This window comes from Bryobacter aggregatus MPL3, assembly GCF_000702445.1.
In the GTDB taxonomy this organism is placed as follows: Bacteria; Acidobacteriota; Terriglobia; order Bryobacterales; family Bryobacteraceae; genus Bryobacter; species Bryobacter aggregatus.
Map to the genome: position 1 here is coordinate 3,515,327 of NZ_JNIF01000003.1, position 20,757 is coordinate 3,536,083.

Here is a 20,757-nt window from a genome sequence, read left to right on the forward strand (position 1 = left end):
GCAACAACGACAGATGGGGCGCTAAGGAGATCACTCTTGCGCCCAGACTCGCCCGCCACTACCTTTGCCCGCCGGCACATCGGCCCTTCCCCTCGTGAAATTGATGCGATGCTTGCCACCGTTGGGGCGACTTCGCTCGAAGACCTCATCGCGCAAACGGTCCCAGGTACGATTCGTCAGAAATCTCCGCTCGCCTTTGGCGAGGCGTTGAGCGAGACGGCGGTGATTGCTCGCATGCGTGAGATCGCAAGCAAGAACCAGGTCTTCACCTCGCTCATTGGCACCGGCTATCACGGTACGCTTTTGCCCTATGTCATCCAGCGCAATCTTCTCGAGAACCCCGCCTGGTATACCGCCTACACGCCGTATCAACCTGAGATCAGCCAGGGCCGGCTGGAGGCGCTGCTGAACTTCCAGACCATGATCTGCGACTTGACGGGGCTCGATGTGGCGAACGCTTCACTGCTTGACGAAGGCACTGCTGCCGCTGAGGCGATGGCGCTCGCGCAACGGGTGGCGAAGAATCCCTCGACCAGCTTTTTTATCGATCAGGATGTCCATCCTCAAACGCTCGCTGTGATCGAGACTCGTGCGGAAGCACTTGGCTGGAGTACCATTGTGGGCAATCCGGCAACCGAGCTGCACGCAGCCGATGTGTTTGGTGCGATCTTTCAGTATCCCGGCAGTGAGGGCGCGGTTGTCGACTATCGCGATGCTGTGGCTGCCCTGCATACGAAGGGTGCGATTGCGGTGTTTGCCGCTGATCCCTTGGCGCTCACGCTGCTGACGCCGCCTGGTGAATTGGGCGCGGATATCGCGATTGGTTCGACACAACGCTTTGGGGTTCCGATGGGTTATGGTGGGCCGCACGCCGCCTATATGGCAGTAAAGGATGCCCATAAACGATCGATGCCGGGCCGGCTGGTGGGCGTGTCGATCGATGCAAAAGGCAACTCCGCCTATCGCCTGGCCCTGCAGACCCGTGAGCAACACATCCGCCGTGAAAAGGCGACTTCGAACATCTGTACGGCGCAGGTGCTGCTGGCTGTTATCGCTTCAATGTATGCCGTTTATCATGGGCCCGAGGGGCTGAAGTGGATTGCGCTTGAAGTGGCCCGGAAGACGGCGCTGCTTGCCGCGGGCTTGCGCAAGCTGGGTTTCGAGATTGGGAACACGAGCTTCTTCGATACGCTGAGTGTGGCTGTTGGGGCGCGGCAGAACGAGATTGTGACGCGTGGACTTGCTGAGAAGTTGAACTTCCGGTTGCTCGACGGCAAGCTTGGAATCACGCTCGATGAGACGACTACGGACTCCGTTCTCGAAGCGATCTGGCGTGCCTTCGGTGGCAATCTGAGGGTGTCTGAGGTGGAGGCGCCTGCCTCGGGCTTGCCTGCTGCTCTGGCGCGGACCAGCGAATATCTCACCCATCCTGTTTTCCATCGCTATCGCACGGAAACCGAATTGCTGCGCTACATGCGTAAGCTGAGCGATCGGGATCTGGCGCTCGACCGTGCCATGATCCCACTCGGCTCCTGCACGATGAAGTTGAATGCGACGGCCGAGATGATGCCGGTCACCTGGCCGGAGTTCGGCAGCCTGCATCCCTTTGCCCCGCTCGACCAAGCGGCCGGGTATACGGAGATGTTTGAGGATCTAAAAGCGAAGCTCTGTGCAGTGACGGGTTATGATGCCGTTTCGCTGCAGCCGAATTCGGGTGCGCAGGGCGAGTACGCGGGTTTGCTTGCCATTCGGGGGTACCATCGGAGCCGGGGCGATCAGCATCGCACGGTCTGCCTCATCCCGGCTTCCGCGCATGGCACGAATCCGGCGTCGGCGCACATGGTTGGCATGGAGGTTGTGGTTGTCGCTTGTGATGCGGGTGGCAATGTGGATGTTGCGGATCTGCGCGCGAAAGCAGAGCAACACTCGGCGAAGCTGGCTGCGCTGATGGTCACTTATCCTTCGACGCATGGCGTGTTTGAGGAGAGTATCCGCGAGATTTGTGAGATTGTGCACGCGCACGGTGGACAGGTTTATCTTGATGGCGCGAATCTCAATGCGCAGGTCGGGATTTCACGTCCGGGGGATTATGGCGCCGATGTTTCGCACTTGAACCTCCACAAGACCTTCTGCATTCCGCATGGTGGGGGTGGGCCGGGAATGGGTCCGATTGGGGTGAAAGCTCACCTCACGCCGTTTCTGCCGGGGCATCCATTCCTCGATGGCGGCCAGGCGCCGGTTGGGCCTGTTTCTGCCGCGCCTTTCGGTTCCTCCTCAATCCTGCCGATTTCGTACGTTTACATTCTGTTGATGGGCGGCGAGGGTTTGCAGAAGGCGACGGAAGTCGCGATCCTGAATGCGAACTATATTGCCTCGCGGCTGTCGGATTCGTTTCCGGTGCTGTACCGCAATCACAATGGGCGCGTCGCACATGAGTGTATTGTTGATCCCCGTTCGCTGAAGAACAGCAGTGGCGTCACTGTCGACGATATCGCCAAACGCTTGATCGATTATGGCTTCCATGCCCCGACGATGAGCTTTCCGGTGGCAGGAACGCTCATGATTGAGCCGACCGAATCGGAGGGCAAGGGGGAACTCGACCGCTTCTGCGATGCGATGATCGCGATTCGCCGCGAGATCGCCGAAGTCGAAGCAGGGAAGTGGCCGATTGCGGAATCGCCGCTGCGCTTTGCCCCGCATACTGTCCATGATTTGGTGGTTGCGGAATGGCCCCGGAAGTATTCGCGGGAAGAAGGTTGTTTCCCGGAAGGAACCGCGCGCGTGGACAAATACTGGAGCCCCGTTAGCCGCATCGACAACGTGTACGGCGATCGCAATCTGGTTTGCAGTTGCCCGCCGCTCGAGGAGTACGCCTCCGCCTCGAAGTAGGCGGAGGGCGAAATTGGCTTCGTTTTGTTGATTCCAATACAAAAGCGGCGAAAGACCGAAGTCTTTCGCCGCTTTTGATTTCTTACTGAACTTCGCTTAAGCGAAAGCCTTGCGGCCTACGTTCGGACCACCCTTGGTGTTGCCGTTGATCTTCTTTCCTTTAATGAAAGAATGCTTCGGCTTCGGGCTGTGTGCCTTGGCGGCCTTCTTCACCTGGTAAGGCGTCGGAGGCGTTTTCTCGCGGGCATAGCCGTCACGAGAATAACCACGGTCACGATCTCCAAACGAATCCGCTGGTCCATCCGCCGGATCGGCGGGCAGTTCCCGAGGAACTTCCTGACGCGGCATGGTCGTCTTGATGGCGCGCTCGATCTGGCGGATCGCTCCACGCTCGCCACTGGTGGCAAACGTCGAAGCAGTACCCTTCTGACCGGCGCGACCGGTACGGCCTGCGCGATGGATGAAGTCTTCGGGAGCCTGCGGAAGGTCGAAGTTCACAACGTGTTCAATACCATCCACGTGGATGCCGCGAGCGGCAACGTCGGTGGCGACCAGAACACGGTAGTAACCGTCTTTGAAACCTTCGAGCGCCTGCCGGCGCTGGCTCTGCGTACGATCACCATGAATCGCAGCCGTCTTGATGCCGGTACGCGCAAGGCGCTTGGCGAGACGGTCTGTCGAATGCTTGGTGCGCGCAAAGACAAGGAATGAACCCTGCTTTTGCTCCAGCAGATGGCGCAGCAAGCCCAGCTTACGATGCGCTTCTACTTCGTAGACATGAAGGTCGATATCCGCGCCTGGCTTTGTCGTCGCACCGATTTCGACACGCACCGGGTTGGGCACATGCTTGGCGATGAGCGGTACAATCGATCGCTCGATTGTCGCGGAGAAGAACAAAGTCTGACGTTGGATCGGAATCTGCGACAGAATCTGTTCGATCACAGGCAGGAAGCCCATGTCCAGCATGCGGTCGGCTTCATCGAGCACCACGAACTTCGTGTTGCCGAGTTTCACCAGCTTGCGGCCGATGAAATCGAAGAGGCGTCCCGGGGTGGCAACCAGAACCTGGCTGCCACGCTGGATTTCGAACAACTGCTTGCCCTCATTCAGTCCGCCAACGACGACCGTGGCGCGCAATCCCGTATCCTTGGCCAGCTTCATGAAAGCTTCGTGGATCTGGATGGCGAGTTCACGGGTCGGCGTCATAATGACGGCCTGAACACCCTTAACCGGATTTTGTGAGAGCGATTGCAGAATCGGAAGCAAGAACGCAAGCGTCTTGCCGGTGCCGGTCTGCGCGGTAGCAACTATATTAGAACCCGTGAGCGCGGGCGGAATGGCCTTTGCTTGTACGGGAGTAGGCGTCTTCAAGTTGTTTGCCGCGAGATTTCGCTGTAACAACTCGGATAAAGGGAGGTCGGAAAATTGATCCATTAGTTCCTAGTAACGACCCTTGCGGAAACCGCCGCCGCCGCCACCGGGACGTCCACCACCGCCACCAGGACGGCCACCGCCGCCACCAGGGCGACCGCCACCACGAGGACCGTCGGTCTTCGGGCGAGCTTCGTTTACTGTCAAATTGCGGCCATCGAGTTCGCGGCCGTCAAGACCAGAGATTGCATTCTCGGCTTCATTGCGGTTCGTCATTTCAACGAAGGCGAAGCCGCGGGGCTGACCCGTCATACGGTCGGTTACTACGTTCACGCGTTCCACCGCGCCAAATTCTTGGAAGATCCCCATCAACTGATCTTCGGTCGTGTGGAAACTCAGGTTTCCAACATAGAGGTTCGTCATTAAGAGACACCTGTCTGCTTTCAAATATTCGGATCTAAGAGCAGCCAAGGAACAAAGAAGGGGAAACAACTTGGAGCAAAGCCGCGATTAGCCAGTTTTTAATATAGCACAGCCCCTGGCATCTTGTTCCTGAAAAATCTCGAGCTTGACTCGGCTTTGTAATCCCCCTATACTCCATATAGATGAGGACATTGTGGCAAGGTCTGTCGGCTGTACTCCTCCGTTGGAGTGAAGGCCTTTCCGCCTAAACGCTTCTTGTCTCCTTTCGTTCGATCTCACGAATCCATTTGCAGCCCGCCAAGTCCATGGCGGGCTTTCTTTTTGGGGTGGAGTTGCAGCAGCCAGAATCGGAAGACCAGGGACAAGTGGGAGTTCTGGTTCGGTGGACCAGGGCAGAAATCCAGTGGGAGGTAGTGGCCGACCTAGCGGCTCAGCTCTTCGACAATTTCACGTGCGGCTTTGCGGGCTTCGTCGATGGCGCCCACCGGGAAGCTGATCGCTCCGACGCGTGGATGTCCCCCGCCTCCGTAGCGCTCGCAAATGGTCGCCAGATTGTGATTCACTTCCTTGGCCCAGGGACTCGAACCGACACTCACCTTGGTGCGAAAGGTCGATTCACTCACCGAGACCGTATAGGTGGAGCCGGGGAAGAGGAAATAGGGAACAAACTTGTTGTAGCCCTCCAGATCCTTGCCCACCAGATCGAAAGAAATCACCCCATCGCGGGTGACGGCCTGCTCGCGGATGATGTCGATCGAGCGCAGATGCCGTTCGTATAGAGGCGCGAAGGCGGATGCAATCTCGGGCAGTTTGACAATTTCCTCGAGAGGCATCGTCTGCATGGCGCCAATGATGCGCTGTACCATCTCAGAGCCCTTGACGGCCTCAATAACGAGGACAAGCTGCGTGGCCGGTGCGCTCAGTTCAACCGCGGCTTCCGGGCTTGGATATTGGGCGCCATCGATGATGTCCGCCCATTTGACGAGATCGTCGAGATCGGGAGCATGGAAGTTGAAGCGGTCGCGTGCAATGTCACGAATGAACTTCGTGCAACTGCGATAGGCAGGATCGAAGAAATGGAGATCGTTATGACTGCCGTGAAAGTGCCGGGCATCCTCCGGAGTCAAAAACGCACTTTGGTGATGATCGAACCACCAGGTGAGCTTGGGATTGGGAGAATACTTGAAATCGACAATTGCATTGACGTCGCCATCGAACATCGATTCGGCGAAAAGCTGGTCGGCGGTATGCGCCATTCCGGTGTAGGCGTACTCGGCAGCCGGATGCCGCGTTTCCTTGAGGAAACGGCTGAAAAAGGCCGCGCTAGCAGCCCCATCAAAGCAGTGATCGTGGTACAGAACTCGTACTTTCATCCAGTGAAAACCGCCACATAGGCGGGAAAACTTATTATTATCTTACAAATCCTATCCAAAAATCAAGCATTTTGAAAATTATGATTCCTCCCTCTTCCTGTCTCTATAGCTACCCTATCGACGGGATAGCCTTTTCAGGGCGCCCGGCCCATGCTGAGAGGGGTATCGATCGTGGAAGCTTCCAACCATCTGCAACACATCCTGGAACACGCTGCGCATCTTCTGCCAGCACAGGGGCCAATTGGGGTATTTATTCATCACAATACTCTTCATGCCTTTCAAAACAAAGCTTTTGAGGATGCGGTGGTGGAAGCGGGAGCGATCTTTGGCGCAGAAGCGTATCTCCGCGAAGATGCGTTTCAGGCGGAGTGCAAGCGGGGCAGGATTCTGGCCGAGGATATCCGTCATGTGCTGGCCAACGAGCCAGATGCTTCTGTTCTTGTCTCCGGGTTGACCCGCAGTGTGTTGCGCGAACGGATCTTGCTGGCGGCCATTCGGCCGGTGGATCCCGAGACTGTTGACTGGCGGCTGACCGAATCTCCGGAGTTTGCCAGGCTGCATCATGACGCGTCGGAGAAGAGGCTTTTTGAGTGGGCGGAGGCTCTTCTGGAAGATGCCCCGGAACGGAGTGCCGGCCGCAAGCCCCGATTGCTCAACGCGGACGAGGCGATTCATCCGCTGCTCATTCGTCTGGCAAGCGTTTATCTGGATCAGGGCGTCGCCTACTGGCCGATGCCGGGGCGCGAACATGGTTTCTGGGCTGCAGTTTCTCATTTGCTTGGCACCGGAGGGGCGATCGAGCCCTTAGCGCTGGCTGGTGTCGGCGCGCTTCTGCGAAAGTTCCCTGCGGATTCGATGCAAGCGATCGATTTGGCCCTGGACCGCCTGGGGATTCCAGAGCGCGATCGCCAACGCTATATCGAAGATGAATTTTTGACGATGCCCGGCTGGGCTGGTCTTTTCCATTGCCTGGAGAAGGATCCTGGGCTCGCTCCGCACATCGTTCTGCCTTGCAAGCTGGCTGATTATCTGGCGGTGCGGCTTGTGCTTGTCTGTGCCGCAAAGGAAAACGGCGCGGTTGCAGAAGTGGTCCGTATCGATTCCAATCCGGCGCGGGCGCGGGCGCTGAACGCCTACCTATCACTTGGTGCGTTGGGCATTGACGCTGCGAAGGCGCTGCAATTCTCTGAATCCGAACGTGTGGCTTTGCGGGATGAACTGGCTGCTTTCGATGACCTGGAGCGCCGCCGGATCTATCAGCTTGCTTATGAATGGCGCCATCTCGAATCTGTTCTGCGTCCGCTTGTGAAGCGGCGCCAGAAGGGTCTGGTGGAACTCGGCGAGCGCGCCTCGGCGCAGGTCTTCTTCTGTATTGATGAGCGGGAGGAATCGATTCGCCGCCATCTGGAAGAGGTGGATCCGAGCGTGGAAACGCTGGGCGCCGCGGGCTTTTTTGGCGTTGCGATGCACTACCAGGGCGTCGATGATGCACATGCCGTCGATCTGTGTCCTGTGATCGTCAAAGCTGCGCATCGGGTGCAGGAACGCGCGCAGGAGGGGCAAGAAGCGGTGCTTGCCGAGCGTCGCTCCCAGCGCCGGAAACTGGCTGCCTTTCTTCATCATTCGGTCATTGCCTCGCGTACCCTGGTGCGGGGTTGGTTCAGCACTGCGGTGCTGGGGCTGTTCAGCATTTTCCCCTTGATCGGGAAGGTGATGACGCCGCTTGGTTTTGCCAAGGTGACTACGAAGTTGAATGAGTGGTTTCTTCCCGAATTGCGCACAGAGCTTGCTTTTGTCCGGGACGACAAAGAATCTCACGATGCGGCACATGGCCTGTTGCAGGGTTTTTCCTTGAGTGAGAAAGCGGATCGCGTAGCCGGCACTTTGTTTAACGCAGGACTGGTCGGAAATTTTTCCCGGATTGTTGTTGTTCTTGGGCACGGGTCGACTTCGCTGAATAATCCGCATGAGTCCGCGCATGATTGCGGCGCCTGCGGGGGCCGCCGCGGTGGTCCGAACGGGCGTATTTTCGCGGCGATGGCGAATCATCCCCAAGTGCGTGCTGTGTTGGTTGGCCGGGGCATTGTGATCCCAGAGGACACCTGGTTTGTAGGGGGCTATCACGATACCTGCCATGACGGGATCACTCTTTATGACCTGGATGCCGTACCTGCTTCGCATGTAGAAGACCTGAAGAGGATTACGAAGAATCTTGATGAGGCGCGGGCGCGCAGTGCGCAGGAACGCGCCCGCCGCTTTGAGGCCGCCGATCCCCATGGCAGTCCTTCTGATGGGCTGCTGCATGTTGAGGAGCGCGCCGAGCATCTGGCGGAACCTCGCCCAGAGTATGGGCATTGTACAAATGCCATTACCATCGTGGGCCGCCGCGCCTTGACCCGCGGTATGTTCTTTGACCGGCGGGCCTTCCTCACCTCGTACGACGCGACGATTGACACCGACAACGCGGCGCTGGCGCGCGTGATGGGAGCTGTGATTCCCGTCTGTGGCGGGATCAGTCTTGAGTACTACTTCAGCCTGGTCGATAACGAGCGCTATGGTTGTGGCACGAAGCTGCCGCACAACATCAGCGGTCTGGTCGGCGTGATGAATGGGGCGACGAGCGATCTCCGCACCGGACTTCCGTGGCAGATGGTCGAGATCCATGAGCCTGTCCGCATCCTTTTTATTGTGGAAACCACGCCGGAGCGTTTGATGGGCGTGATCCACAAGAGCGCGGAACTGACGGAGTTTGTCGAGAATCGTTGGATCCGGCTGAGCACGATTGACCCGGAAACCGGAGAGGCGAACTACTACGATCGTGGCCGCTTTCATCCGGTTGCTCCGGCAGATTGGGAGATTCCGGTGGCCAAGAGTTCGGCGGACTGGTATCTCGGAAAAATGGAGCATCTCCCGGTCGCTTTGATCGAGAACTAAATCAACATGACCTTAGAAGACTACGCACTCTGCCTTGTTCTTGCGGTTCCAGGATTGTTGTTCCTCGGCTTTGGCGCCCTATGGTTGCTTGGCTGGACACCGCGGGAAAAGGTTCTGATCCGCTGCACGCAGATGGGAATGATCACGATGGCGTGCAGCATTGGTTTGCTCTGCGGGATCCATCTGAATGGCCCTTCCGTCGCTGAGACCGTCCCGCTTGGAACGTGGTTTCGCGTTGAAAATTACTCGTTTCCGCTTGTGTTAGTGGTTGACCGTCTGTCGCTGGCGATGTCGGGATTGACCGTGATTCTGCTGGGCCTGATCGCTTCGTTCTCCAGGCGCTATCTGCATCGAGACGCCGGCTTCTTTCGCTTCTTCCTCTCGCTCTACATGTTCGGGCTGGGGGCCTTGCTGGTTTTCTTTGCGGGGTCCTTTGATCTGGTGATTGGCGGGTGGGAATTGGTGGGATTATCGTCGGTCTTGTTGATCGGTTATTTCCGAGAACGTAGTGGTCCGGCGGAGGCCGGGTTGAAGGTCTTTGCGATCTATCGTTTCTGCGATATTGGCTTGCTGCTTGGTGTGTTTGCTTTGTATCAGATCGCGCATACGGCCAGCTATGCGGGCCTTCTCGCAAAAGGTCATTTGGAGCATGCCTGGATTCCTGCCGCACTGTTGTTGTTTGCGGCAATGGGCAAGAGCGCCCAGGTGCCGTTTAGCGGTTGGCTTCCTCTCGCGATGGAAGGCCCCACGCCTTCGAGCGCGATCTTCTATGGTGCGATCTCCGTTCATCTGGGCGCATATCTTTTGTTGCGTGCGCAACCTTTGCTCGATCAAGCTCCGTGGGTCGGAGTGGCTGCGGTGTGCATTGGAGCCGTGACGGCGCTGCATGGCACCCTGGTGGGCCGTGCGTCGGCGGATGCGAAATCGGCCATCGGCTATGCAGCGTTAACTCAACTCGGCTTGATCTTTGTCGAGATTGGCTTGGGCTTCTACAATGTCGCCTTGCTGCATATCATCGGCCATTCGGTGGTGCGTACCTTTGAGTTCCTGCGTGCCCCGTCGATGCTTCATGAACACCATCAGATGCATGCGGCTGCCGGTGGCCATCTGTCGAAGACGGGTGAGTTCTATGAAAAGTATCTTCCGGAATCCTTGCGCCTCTGGCTCTATCGTTGGGCTGTCGATCGAGCGCATATGGATCATCTGCTGCAACGTTTTGCGGTTGTTCCTCTTTATGCCATCGCCGGGTTCTTTCATCTGGTGGAGGCGAGATGGATCGCCGGAGACGGCAAGCCGGAAACGGTTGTGCGCAGTGCGGGAGTGATCAGGGGGATCGATGCTTAATCCGAGTCTTCGTTACATCAGCGTAGCTGGCACGCTGGGAATCGCTGCGTTGATCTGCGCCGCGGCCTATGCCGGGCTTGGTTTGAAGCTGGATTCGTTCAACGGCATTCTGATTGCGATCTACACCGCACTTGTCGTGGCGCAAGTCTGGTCTTTGCCGAAGAAGGAGTTGAGCGGGAGCATGATGGTTTCCGTGTTTGCGTTGCAGGCGGGCACGCTGCTGGTCTACACCTCAGATGCCATGCCTGTGCTGGCAGCGGGGTGGTTGCTGAGCGCGATTCCGATGATCTGGACACGCGATGCGGATGGCGAACGTTGGGGGCTTCCTGCGCTGGCTCTGATCATGAGTTTCCTGGCGCTACTGGTTGCGATTTTTGTGCTGCCCGAGCCGGGGATGCATCGCTGGGCCTTTGGCGCTTTTACGCTGGCACTGGTTTTCCGCAAAGGGATCTTTCCGGCCCAGTCCTGGGTGCCCGCCGCATTCGAGCGCAAGCCGCTGTGGCTTGCCAACCTGACCGTGAACGGCCATCTGGGGGCGGTTCTGGCGGCGCGCGTGGCGATTCCTTTGCTGGTGGACGATGCGCGCAGTTTTACGCAACTGGTGAGTGGTTTTGCCTTGATGACGGCGATCGGTTCTGCGTTGGCGGCGCTGCGCGAGAAGCGGCCCCGCCGCATTCTGGCCTGGCTATTCTCGAGCCAGGCGGCGATCATTCTTGCGGGGCTGGAGAGTGCCGATGTCGAAGGGATCGCGGGCTCTTACGTGCATATGATCGTCGTGACGCTGGCAACTACCGCACTGGTGATTGTCTACCAGAGTGTGGAGGCCCGCTTTGGCGGCAATCTAAGCGCGGAACACTATTCCGGGCTCGCCTCACGCATGCCGCGGCTCGCGGCATTTTTTATCGTTACCGGACTGGCGCTGGTGGGCCTTCCCGGAACGCTGGGTTTTCCGGCGGAGGACTTATTGCTACATGGCACGATGAGCGTGCATCCGTTGATCGGGATTGTGTTGCCGCTTTCTACGGCGTTGAACGCCTGGAACCTGTTCCGGTTGTACTCGCGTATCTTCCTTGGCAAGGGCGCGCGTGCCGTGCCCGAGATGGTGGATGCCCTGCCACGCGAGCGCTGGGTGCTGACGGCCTTTGCGGCGGCGTTGATCCTGGGTGGGCTGGCGCCTCAATTCATCGTCAATAGCCGCACGCATGCTGCTGAGTCTTTGAAGCAGTTTCTGATTCCGGTTCCATCAATCGCTTCGCTCCGTTAGAATCGGCCTATGCGCCGCCGCCAGTTTGTCAGCATTCCAGCCGTTACTCTTGCCGCAGAACCAAGTCCTTCGCCAACGAGTTGGCCCGTTTTTGATCAGACCGAAGAAGACAGCCTCACGAAAGTGCTGCGCAGCGGCAAATGGGGGCGTGGCAACGGTACGGCGGTTGCTGATTTTGAAGCGCGCTACGCGGCGCTGACGGGGACACCGCATTGCTTGGCTGTGGCCAATGGCACCTCGGCGCTGCTCGTGGCGCTAGGGGTGCTGGGGATTGGTCCGGGCGATGAGGTGATCGTGCCTCCCTACACTTTCATTGCGACCGTGAACGCGGTGCTTCGCTTTCATGCGCTGCCGGTGTTTGCCGATGTCGATCCGGCTTCGATGCAAATGGATCCGAAACGCGTTGCGGAGCAGATCACGCCGCGTACGCGCGCCATCATCATGGTGCATATGGCCGGAGCGGTGGGGGAGCTTGGCGAAGTTCTTGCGATTGCCAAGAAGCACAATATTCCGGTGATTGAAGACGCGGCGCAGGCGCATCTGGCCGAATGGGATCACAAGCATGTTGGAGGGCATGGCGCCATCGGATGCTTTAGCTTTCAGGCGTCGAAGAATCTGAACGGCGGCGAGGGTGGGGCCGTGGTCACCCATGATGCTGCACTGGCTGCCAAGGCTTTTGCGTTTCATAACAATTCGCGCGGCCGCACACAGCCGGGTACGGAGTTTCACTACGAGATGTCGGGTGCGAATCTGCGCCTGACCGAGTTCCAGGGAGCACTGCTGACGGCGCAGATGTCACGCATCGAGAAGCAATCGAAACGAAGGCTGGCGAATGCGCAACAACTCGACCAACTGTTAACCCGCTACGACGGCCTGACGCCTTGTACGGTGGGGAAGGCCTGCACCCGGAATGCCTATCATCTCTACATGCTGCGCTATGAGGCTGCGAAATTCGGAGGGCGCAAACGGGCTGAGTTTCTGCGGCATATGAGCCAGCAAGGACTTTCGTTGTCGGCAGGCTATTCACCGCTGCAGGATGAACCCTTTCTCAAAAACAGTTTTGAATCGCGCGGCTATCAGTTCGCCTATGGCAAAGGCCTGTATGAGAAGTGGCGGAAAAAGAACGATTGCCCGGTGAATCGCCAGTCGAGCGAGGAAGTGGTCTGGGTAACGCAGACGCAATTGCTGAGCGGACCGGACTGGATTCCGCGGATGGAACGCGGGCTCAAAGCCTGGCGGGGCTAGCCTTCGATAATCTGCGGATTGGGCGCCGGCGTGTAGGGATGCGGCTCCGCTTCGAGATAACGCTCGATCGCATTGTGAGCGAGGTAGATCAGCGGCGTGAGCGCGACGGCGATCACAAACTTGTAGGTGTAGTTCGTAAAGGCTAGATTGAGGAAGTCTTTCATCTGAATCTTGCCGGGCAGCCAGAACCCGATTCCGAGCACGATAAAGGTATCGATCAGTTGCGAGATTGCCGTGGAGCCTGTGGCGCGGAGCCAGAGCATCTTGCCGCCTGTCACCTTGTGGAACATCCAGAACACGAAAACGTCGAGCAACTGGCTGCAGACGAAGGCGACCAGACTGCCGGCAATGATCCACTGCGATTGGCTCAGGACGGAAATGAAGGCCTCATCCGTTACGGGGGAGACGTGCGAGGCGGGGATCTCCATCGAAACGAAGATGACGAGGAAGGCGTAGAGGATGAGTCCGGCGGTGATGAAGGTGAGGCGGCGAACGCCGTCTTTGCCGTAGTATTCGTTGATGAGGTCTGTGGAAATAAACACAACAGGCCAGGGAACTACGCCAAGGCTCATGATGTATCCGCCGACTTCAATGAGCTTGCCTCCGAGGATCTCGCCGAGGATGGCGTTGGCGACAAAGAGTCCGGCGAGGATCAGGTAGATGAGTTGTTTTCTGTTCTTTAGGTCCACAGGATTTTAGGGTCTTTGCTATAGGATACTGGTGGAAGGTTCTCCATTATGTCTGGCCACTCCAAATGGCATACCATCAAACACAAGAAGGCGTCTATCGACGCTAAACGCGGGAAAATTTTTACCCGCCTGATCAAAGAAATTCTCATTGCAGCGCGCGGTGGCGGCGACCCCGACAGCAACGCCCGCTTGCGGACTGCCATCACTGCCGCCAAGGCTGTTTCGATGCCGTCCGACAACATCAAGCGCGCGATCATGCGCGGCACAGGTGAGCTGGAAGGCGCGACGATTGAAGAAGTCAGCTACGAAGGCTACGGCCCGGGTGGAGCTGCCATTATCGTACAGTGTGCGACGGACAATCGAGTGCGTACCGTGAGCGAAATCCGCCATATGTTCAGCAAGAACGGTGGCAACATGGGTGAGCCAAACAGCGTTGCCTGGATGTTCGAGCGGAAGAGCCAGATTCTCATTGAAGGCGACAAGGCAACCGAAGATCAATTGACCGAAATCCTGCTGGAGGCCGGCGGGGACGATGTTCAGAATAGCGGCGACAGTTGGACCTTGCTCAGTGCGCCGGAAGCTCACGATTCGGTTGTTGCGGCGCTGGCCGCGGCGAAGATCCCGACGCTGAGTGCGGAAGTCGCGCTGGTCCCCAAGAACACGATGGCGATCGATCCGAAGAACGCGGCCGGGATGATGCGCCTGCTTGAGCAACTGGAAGACTACGACGACACGCAGAACGTTTACACCAACTACGAACCGGACGAGAGTACGGTGGAGGCGATGGCTTAGGAGCGTTTTGAAAATTCTGGGAATCGATTGCGGTACCGAGCGTACCGGCTACGGAATCATCGAGAGCGATGGCAAGCGTCATGCGGCCATCGCTTTCGGCGTTTTGAAGACCAATCCTCGTGCGCCGATGGCAGACCGGCTTTGTGTCATCGCACAGGGTCTGCGCCAGGTGATTGCGGAGTATACTCCACATGAAGCGGTGGTAGAAGAAGTGTTTGTCGCCAAGAACTCGCAGAGTGCGCTGAAGCTGGCGCAGGTGCGCGGCGTGGCGATGGTGATGGCCCGTGAGACGCCGATGGATGTACACGAATACAGTCCGCGTGAGATCAAGATGGCGGTTGTGGGCTACGGCAATGCGGAGAAGTTGCAGGTGCAGATGATGGTGCGGGCGCTCTTAGGGCTCGACAAGGCGCCACCGGCGGATGCCGCCGACGCTTTGGCGGCTGCGATCTGCCGCGCGACAATGAGGTTAAGATGACGGGTCTCGCTTTTTGGTTGTTGCTTGCATTGCCGCTGGCTGCTGCGCACGAAGGGACGATTTTCTACTCGAAGAGTTTTCCCAAATCAAAGCCAGAGTATCTGGAGATTATCGTCGAGCCGACCGGGGACGCGATCTACAAGGAAAGCGCCGAAGACGATCAGCCAGTCAAGTTCAAGCTGATGCCCGAAGAGGTGGAGAAGCTGTGGACGCTTGCCGCCAAGGTGGACTTCTTCCAGAAGAAACTGGAGAGCGGGCTGCCTGTTGCGCGCATGGGCGAGAAGACCTATCGCTTTACAAAGGACGGCACCAAGAATGAGGTGAAGTTCAACTATTCGCAGGATCTCGATGCGCAGGCGATGCAGGACTTCTTTGAGCGCATGACCGAGACGGTGAACCTGTATTTTGATCTCGAGCGAACGGCGAAGTTCGAAAAGCTTGGTGTGGATAAGGCTTTGCTCTATCTGGAGGCGGCCTGGGACAAAAAAAGACTAGTTTCTTACGAACTTTATTATCCATTGCTGAACCGGATCATCAAAAACGATAGCTACCTGAATATGGCGCGCGACCGCGCCGCCCGCATGAAGGCAGCCTTTGAAGAAGCGAGAAAGAAACCGGAATGAAGATCGACCGCGTCGTTTGGATTGTCCTCGATAGCGTGGGCATTGGCGCCATGCCCGATGCGGCCAGCTATGGCGATGATCCGGCCAGCGATACGCTCGGCAATATTGCGCGGCTTCGTCCGCTGCATTTGCCGCATCTTTGTGAACTGGGCCTTGGCAATATCAAGCCGCTCGCCGGGTTGCCCGCGGCGGAGAAGCCGCTGGCCTCTTATGGGCGCTGTACGCTCGCCAGTCCGGGAAAGGATACGACGACCGGACATTGGGAGATGGTGGGCATTCATCTTGCGAAGCCCTTTCCGCTGTTTCCGAATGGCTTTCCTGCCGATTTCATGCAGCGCTTTGAAGCCGAGATCGGGCGCGGCACCTTGGGCAACAAAGCGGCGAGCGGCACGGAGATCATGGCCGAGTTGGGCGACGAGCATGTCCGCACCGGCAAACCAATTGTCTATACGAGCGCCGATAGCGTGTTCCAGATCGCTGCTCACGAGGATGTGATTTCGCTGTTTGAGTTGTACCGGATCTGCGAGATTGCGCGCCGCATGTTGAGCGGGCCGCTTGAAGTGGGCCGGGTGATTGCGCGGCCGTTTCAGGGGCCGAAGGGCGCCTACACGCGGACTACCAATCGCAAGGATTATGCCGTGCCTCCGCCGCCGATGCTGCTGGATGTGCTGGACCATGCGAATGTTCCGGTGCACAGCGTCGGAAAGATCTTCGATGTCTTTCTTGGCCGGGGAATTCGCAGCTACGACAAGACCAAGAGCAACGCTGATGGCATGGCCAAGACACTGGCGGCGCTGGACGAAGTTGATCGTGGCCTGATCTTTACGAATCTGGTGGATTTTGATTCGCTGTATGGGCATCGCAACGATGTCGAAGGTTATGCGGCGGCGCTCGAAGCTGTGGACCAATGGCTGCCTTCGCTGCTGGCGGCGCTCCAGCCCTCTGACCTGCTGATTCTGACCGCCGACCATGGCTGCGACCCGACAACTCCGTCCACCGACCATAGCCGCGAATATGTCCCTCTCCTTGCCTATGCGCCCGCATCGCCAGCGGGCAAGAATCTGGGGACTCGTGGTTCCTTAAGCGACATTGGCAAAACGGTCGCTGCGATCTTCAGCGTCCCGATGGCGACGGGAGAATCATTCTTAGAGGTATTGTGAATTCTGTAGTTTTGGATCCATCTGAATCAAAAGTTAAGCCTGCCCTCGTAGCCCCGATCCTGGCGGCCATCAGCATGAGCCACTTCTTGAACGACATGATGCAGTCGCTCATTGCTGCCGTCTATCCGCTGCTGAAAGACGCCTATCGTCTCGATTTCGGCCAACTGGGTTGGATCACCTTTACTTTCCAGCTCACCGCGTCGATTCTGCAGCCCTTTGTCGGCCACTTCACCGATAAGACGCCGAAGCCCTTCTCGCTCCCGATCGGCATGAGCTGTTCCCTGTGCGGCCTGCTGCTGCTGGCGGTGGCGAATAGTTTTGGCTGGCTTCTTTTGGCGGCTGGCTTGGTGGGTTTGGGTTCGTCGGTCTTTCATCCGGAGGCCTCGCGCGTGGCGCGCCTTGCCTCAGGCGGACAGCATGGCTTGGCGCAATCGGTGTTTCAGGTGGGGGGCAATGCGGGCGCGGCGCTGGGGCCGCTGCTCGCCTCGCTGATTGTGGCGCCACGCGGGCAGGGAAGCCTCGCCTGGTTCTCTGCTGCGGCGTTTCTGGCGCTCCTCCTGCTGATGAAGGTGAGCTACTGGTATCGGGACCACCTGACGCAGCCGAAGCCGCGTCAGGCCTCCACTGCGGTGGCTGGCGTGAGCCGTAAACAGGTGGGCGTGGCGCTTGCGGTTCTGGGGACTTTGATCTTCTCGAAGTACTTCTACATGGCGAGCATGACGAGCTACTATACCTTCTACCTGATCGACCGCTTCCAACTCCCGATCGGGACAGCGCAACGCTACCTGTTCATTTTCCTGGGAGCGATTGCGGTGGGTACGATCATTGGCGGGCCGATTGGGGACCGGATTGGACGCAAGCGGGTGATCTGGGTGTCGATCCTCGGCGTGCTGCCGTTCTCCGTACTGCTGCCTCATGCCAGCTTGTTCTGGACGGCCGTGCTGAGCGCGATCATCGGACTGATTCTCGCTTCGGCCTTCTCGGCGATTCTGGTCTATGCGCAGGAACTGATGCCGGGACGTGTGGGCACGATCTCCGGACTGTTCTTCGGCTTTGCCTTTGGCATGGGGGGAATTGGTGCGGCTGTGCTTGGACAGCTTGCCGACCACACCAGCATCCGCTTTGTCTTTGAGCTTTGCGCGTATCTGCCGGCGATCGGGATTCTGACCGTTCTGCTGCCGGACACGAAACCTCGTCTAGCGGCCTAACAGCGGCGCGAGGCCCTTCCAGCTCATGTGGAGGCCGAGATAGCCGAAGACGACGCTCATCGCCACTTGCAGCGTTTGTGAGGGGATCTTGGTGCCGAGGTAGCTGCCGAGCATCGCGCCCGGAATGCCGCCGAGCAACATCTTGAAAACCAGCGCCTGATCGATGTGGCCGAAGAGGACGTGGATGCCACCGGCCATAAAGCTCAGGGCAAGGCCGAAGAGCAGATCGGTGCCGACAATCGTGGCGGCTTCCATGCGAGTTTTATACATTAGCAACAAGCCGCCGAGCGCACCGGCGCCCGCGGAGGAAAAGCCAACTTCGGCTCCAATCGGAAGCGTCGCAAAGGGGATGCTCCAGCGGATTTCCTTTTCTGGGCGCTTCGCTTCTTTCACTTTGAACAAGCGAAGAAAGGCCAGCGCGGCGATGGTGAGGCCGACGCTCGGCAGCAGAATCGGCTCAATGGCTGCCTTGCTCAGACGCAACAGGATCCAGGTTCCCAGCAACACGCCGGGGATGCCGCCGGCCAGCATCAAGGCCAGAATTTTGAAATCGACGCTCTTGCGGAAGATGTAGAGCGGCGAGGCGAAAAGCTTCGTCACAAACACGAAGGCGAGCGAGGTGCCGACACTCTCGGAAGCGCTCCTTCCTAATATGAGAACCAGAAGAGGGACCGTCAACGGTCCCCCTCCTGCCCCGGTCAGTCCAACCACCATGGCGATACAGAATCCGAGAATTGTCTCCATTCGTGCCTGCTACTTCGACTCCACCGGCGCAAAGGTATGAATGCCGCATTCGAGCTTCTTGCCGCCCCAGCGTCCGCTGCGGAGGTTCTCGTCCGAGGCGGGCAAGGCGGTGCAGGGCTCGCAACCGATGCTCGTATAACCCTGATCGTAGAGTTCGAGAATCGGCAGATTGTTGGCGCGCGCGTATTGCCAGACTTCTTTCCAGGTCCAGTGGGCGAGCGGACTGATCTTCGCGATGGTCTTGCCGCTCTTGAGCGTGGTTTCTTCGACGACTTCGAGCTTGGCGCGGGTGGGCGATTGCTCGCGGCGCAGCCCGGTGAACCAGATCTCGTAGTCTTCCAAGGCGTTGAAGAGCGGTTCTACTTTGCGCAACTGGCAGCAGGCGGCGGGCTTCTCTTCGTACAGCTTGCCGAACTCGGCCTCCTGCTCGGCAACGCTCTTGATGGCGGTGAGATTGCGCAGATTCAATCCCCATTCGTTCGCAATCTTGTCGCGGTAGGCGTAGGTGGCGCTGAAGTGGTATCCGGTTTCGAGGAACAGCACGGGAATCTGGGGCGCACGCTGGCGCAACAGATCGAGCAGCACGACGTCCTCTAACTGAAAGCTACAGGTGTAGCAGGCCTGTCCGGCTCCTTGTGCAAGTGCGTGGTCAATCGCTTCGATGGCCTGGCTCATATGCCTTCTCCTTCAACAAAATCATTCCGCCGCAGCAGAATTCCGGCTTCTTCGAGAAACTCGAGTGGGTTCTCTTCGGGGACTGCGACACCGCTGTCGGCGATGACGATTGCGCCAGTCTCCAGCAGTTGCTGCGGCACCTCACCGCGCCAGCGCATGACGAGGGCACCGTGTTCAAACAGGACGCGCTCCAGCAGTTCCGGATTCACGCTGGTCACGACTGCGGGCAGATGGCCGTAGTGTTCGACACGTTCTCCCGCCGTTACCGGACCCAATTCAAAGGCAAGCGTGGAGGCGCTGCGGAGTGTCCTTTGCGCGCCGCGCACAATCATGCCAGCGGCAATCGTGCGATTGGTGCGCGGGTGGATGAGAATGAGGCTTCCCGTCTCGCGGCACTTCGAATAGGCATCGAAGGCGAGGGGCTGCGTCGTCTCGATGTGGACGCGCAGGATGTCGTTCAGATGAGCGTCGTGCGCTGCCGCATGGTGGCCCGTCTCGGGATCGAGCGTGTAGGCGATGCTTGTGATCTTGGCGCTGAGCTCCCGCGTTGCCGAACGCAGCAGGTAGGCGGTGCCAGGCTCGAGTGGCTCTTCGGCCATCCAGACAAGGTCAGCTTCAAAGTGGCGGCTGAGTTCGGGACGCGCCGTCTCAAGCGCAATCAGATCGCCACGGCTGATGTCGACTTCCTCACTCAGCACCAGCGTCGTGCTGTCGCCTTCAAAGGCGCGGGGAAGCGCTCCATCGAAGGTGACAATCTCTTTGACGGTGGTACGGCGGCCGCTGGGCAGCACGACGATGGCGTCGCCCGGTTGCACCGAGCCGCTGGCCACGCGGCCGGCAAAGCCACGGAAGCCGTCGCCCGGACGGACGACATATTGCACCGGGAAGCGGAAGGGCGCGGCGGCGGGGCTGACTTCGAGCGTCTCGAGCAAATCAAGCAGGCTGGGGCCGTTGTACCAGGTGACCTTCTCGCTGCGCCAGGCGACATTGTCGCCATCGAGCGCGCTGACGGGCAGATAGTGCAGCTTCGATCCAGGCCAGCGCTTGGCGTGCTCCTGCAGTTCGCCGCGAATCCTGTTGTAGACTTCTTCGCTCCAATCCATCGCGTCCATTTTGTTGATCGCGAAGATCAGATGTTCAATGCCGAGCAGGCTCGAAATGGTGGCGTGGCGCAGGGTCTGGCGACTGACGCCCTTGATCGCGTCCACCAGAATGATGGCGGCGTCCGAGGTGGAGGCGCCGGTGGCCATGTTGCGGGTGTACTGCTCATGGCCGGGGGTGTCGGCGATGCGGAAGCGCCGTTTCTCGGTCGCAAAGAAGCGGTAGGCGACGTCAATTGTGATGCCCTGTTCGCGCTCGGCGCGCAATCCATCGGTGAGCAGCGAGAGATCGATCTCCCGGCCGCTGCGGTTGACCTTGCTCTTTTTGACGGCTTCAATCTGATCTTCATAGGCGCCCTTGGTATCGAACAAGAGGCGCCCGATGAGGGTGCTTTTCCCGTCGTCCACACTCCCGGCGGTGGAGAAGCGTAACGTTGTCTGCATT

The 20,757-nt window shown here is 58.5% G+C and carries 17 protein-coding genes; 10 read left to right on the forward strand and 7 right to left on the reverse strand.

Features of this window, described 5'->3' with window-relative positions; translation table 11 throughout:
* The first annotated feature begins 36 nt into the window (after positions 1–36).
* Complete coding sequence (gene gcvP, locus M017_RS0116270) at positions 37–2,889, forward strand: aminomethyl-transferring glycine dehydrogenase (RefSeq protein ID WP_031499190.1); 2,853 nt, start codon at positions 37–39, stop codon at positions 2,887–2,889.
* A gap of 96 nt (positions 2,890–2,985) precedes the next feature.
* Here gcvP and M017_RS0116275 read toward each other — a convergent pair whose 3' ends face one another.
* From M017_RS0116275 to M017_RS0116285, 3 genes are all read right to left on the reverse strand, one after another.
* A complete protein-coding gene (locus M017_RS0116275) occupies positions 2,986–4,323 on the reverse strand; it encodes a DEAD/DEAH box helicase (protein ID WP_080507855.1) in 1,338 nt (445 codons plus the stop codon).
* A 6-nt stretch (positions 4,324–4,329) separates the two neighbouring features.
* The gene (locus tag M017_RS0116280) at positions 4,330–4,683 is read right to left on the reverse strand and encodes an RNA recognition motif domain-containing protein (RefSeq protein ID WP_031499192.1); all 354 of its coding nucleotides are present in this window, start codon (positions 4,681–4,683) and stop codon (positions 4,330–4,332) included.
* 422 nt (positions 4,684–5,105) lie between these two features.
* Positions 5,106–6,056, reverse strand: coding sequence for a DHH family phosphoesterase (locus M017_RS0116285; protein ID WP_031499193.1), 951 nt, complete (start codon positions 6,054–6,056; stop codon positions 5,106–5,108).
* Positions 6,057–6,227: 171 nt separating this feature from the next.
* Here M017_RS0116285 and M017_RS0116290 point away from each other — a divergent pair, with 171 nt between their 5' ends.
* Genes M017_RS0116290 through M017_RS0116305 form a run of 4 tightly spaced genes read left to right on the forward strand, consistent with a single transcriptional unit; the run spans position 6,228 to position 12,843 of the window.
* Positions 6,228–8,990 (forward strand): DUF2309 domain-containing protein, encoded by a 2,763-nt coding sequence (locus tag M017_RS0116290; RefSeq protein ID WP_162179953.1) that lies wholly within the window; start codon positions 6,228–6,230, stop codon positions 8,988–8,990.
* Positions 8,991–8,996: 6 nt separating this feature from the next.
* Entirely contained in the window at positions 8,997–10,334 is a 1,338-nt protein-coding gene (locus M017_RS0116295) for a proton-conducting transporter transmembrane domain-containing protein (protein ID WP_051670256.1), read from the forward strand.
* Entirely contained in the window at positions 10,327–11,598 is a 1,272-nt protein-coding gene (locus tag M017_RS0116300) for a proton-conducting transporter transmembrane domain-containing protein (protein WP_031499196.1), read from the forward strand. Before M017_RS0116295 ends, M017_RS0116300 begins: the two co-directional genes overlap by 8 nt.
* Before the next feature lie 9 nt (positions 11,599–11,607).
* The gene (locus M017_RS0116305; protein WP_051670257.1) at positions 11,608–12,843 is read left to right on the forward strand and encodes a DegT/DnrJ/EryC1/StrS family aminotransferase; all 1,236 of its coding nucleotides are present in this window, start codon (positions 11,608–11,610) and stop codon (positions 12,841–12,843) included.
* On the opposite strand, the gene M017_RS0116310 is transcribed toward M017_RS0116305, so the two are convergent.
* Entirely contained in the window at positions 12,840–13,532 is a 693-nt protein-coding gene (locus tag M017_RS0116310; RefSeq protein ID WP_051670259.1) for a queuosine precursor transporter, read from the reverse strand. The two genes, M017_RS0116305 and M017_RS0116310, sit on opposite strands and share 4 nt — an antisense overlap.
* A gap of 48 nt (positions 13,533–13,580) precedes the next feature.
* On the opposite strand from M017_RS0116310, the gene M017_RS0116315 reads away from it, so the two are divergent.
* The 5 genes from M017_RS0116315 to M017_RS0116335 are packed head-to-tail and all read left to right on the forward strand — an operon-like array spanning position 13,581 to position 17,793.
* Positions 13,581–14,324 carry a YebC/PmpR family DNA-binding transcriptional regulator gene (locus tag M017_RS0116315; protein ID WP_031499199.1) on the forward strand — a complete coding sequence of 248 codons (744 nt, stop codon included), beginning with the start codon at positions 13,581–13,583 and terminating at the stop codon, positions 14,322–14,324.
* Between the two features lie 7 nt (positions 14,325–14,331).
* Positions 14,332–14,802 (forward strand): crossover junction endodeoxyribonuclease RuvC, encoded by a 471-nt coding sequence (gene ruvC / locus M017_RS0116320; RefSeq protein ID WP_031499200.1) that lies wholly within the window; start codon positions 14,332–14,334, stop codon positions 14,800–14,802.
* Complete coding sequence (locus M017_RS0116325) at positions 14,799–15,425, forward strand: hypothetical protein (protein WP_031499201.1); 627 nt, start codon at positions 14,799–14,801, stop codon at positions 15,423–15,425. The genes ruvC and M017_RS0116325 overlap by 4 nt, the downstream gene beginning before the upstream one ends.
* Positions 15,422–16,585: a phosphopentomutase gene (locus M017_RS0116330; protein ID WP_202901664.1), complete on the forward strand. Its 1,164-nt coding sequence runs from the start codon at positions 15,422–15,424 to the stop codon at positions 16,583–16,585. The genes M017_RS0116325 and M017_RS0116330 overlap by 4 nt, the downstream gene beginning before the upstream one ends.
* On the forward strand, positions 16,582–17,793 hold the full coding sequence (locus tag M017_RS0116335; protein ID WP_420313855.1) for an MFS transporter: 1,212 nt from the start codon (positions 16,582–16,584) through the stop codon (positions 17,791–17,793). Before M017_RS0116330 ends, M017_RS0116335 begins: the two co-directional genes overlap by 4 nt.
* On the opposite strand, the gene M017_RS0116340 is transcribed toward M017_RS0116335, so the two are convergent.
* Genes M017_RS0116340 through M017_RS0116350 form a run of 3 tightly spaced genes read right to left on the reverse strand, consistent with a single transcriptional unit; the run spans position 17,782 to position 20,756 of the window.
* The gene (locus tag M017_RS0116340) at positions 17,782–18,537 is read right to left on the reverse strand and encodes a sulfite exporter TauE/SafE family protein (protein ID WP_031499204.1); all 756 of its coding nucleotides are present in this window, start codon (positions 18,535–18,537) and stop codon (positions 17,782–17,784) included. The two genes, M017_RS0116335 and M017_RS0116340, sit on opposite strands and share 12 nt — an antisense overlap.
* Positions 18,538–18,546: 9 nt before the next feature.
* The gene (locus tag M017_RS0116345) at positions 18,547–19,212 is read right to left on the reverse strand and encodes a phosphoadenylyl-sulfate reductase (RefSeq protein WP_031499205.1); all 666 of its coding nucleotides are present in this window, start codon (positions 19,210–19,212) and stop codon (positions 18,547–18,549) included.
* On the reverse strand, positions 19,209–20,756 hold the full coding sequence (locus tag M017_RS0116350; protein WP_051670263.1) for a sulfate adenylyltransferase subunit 1: 1,548 nt from the start codon (positions 20,754–20,756) through the stop codon (positions 19,209–19,211). Before M017_RS0116350 ends, M017_RS0116345 begins: the two co-directional genes overlap by 4 nt.
* Between the last annotated feature and the right edge of the window lies 1 nt (position 20,757).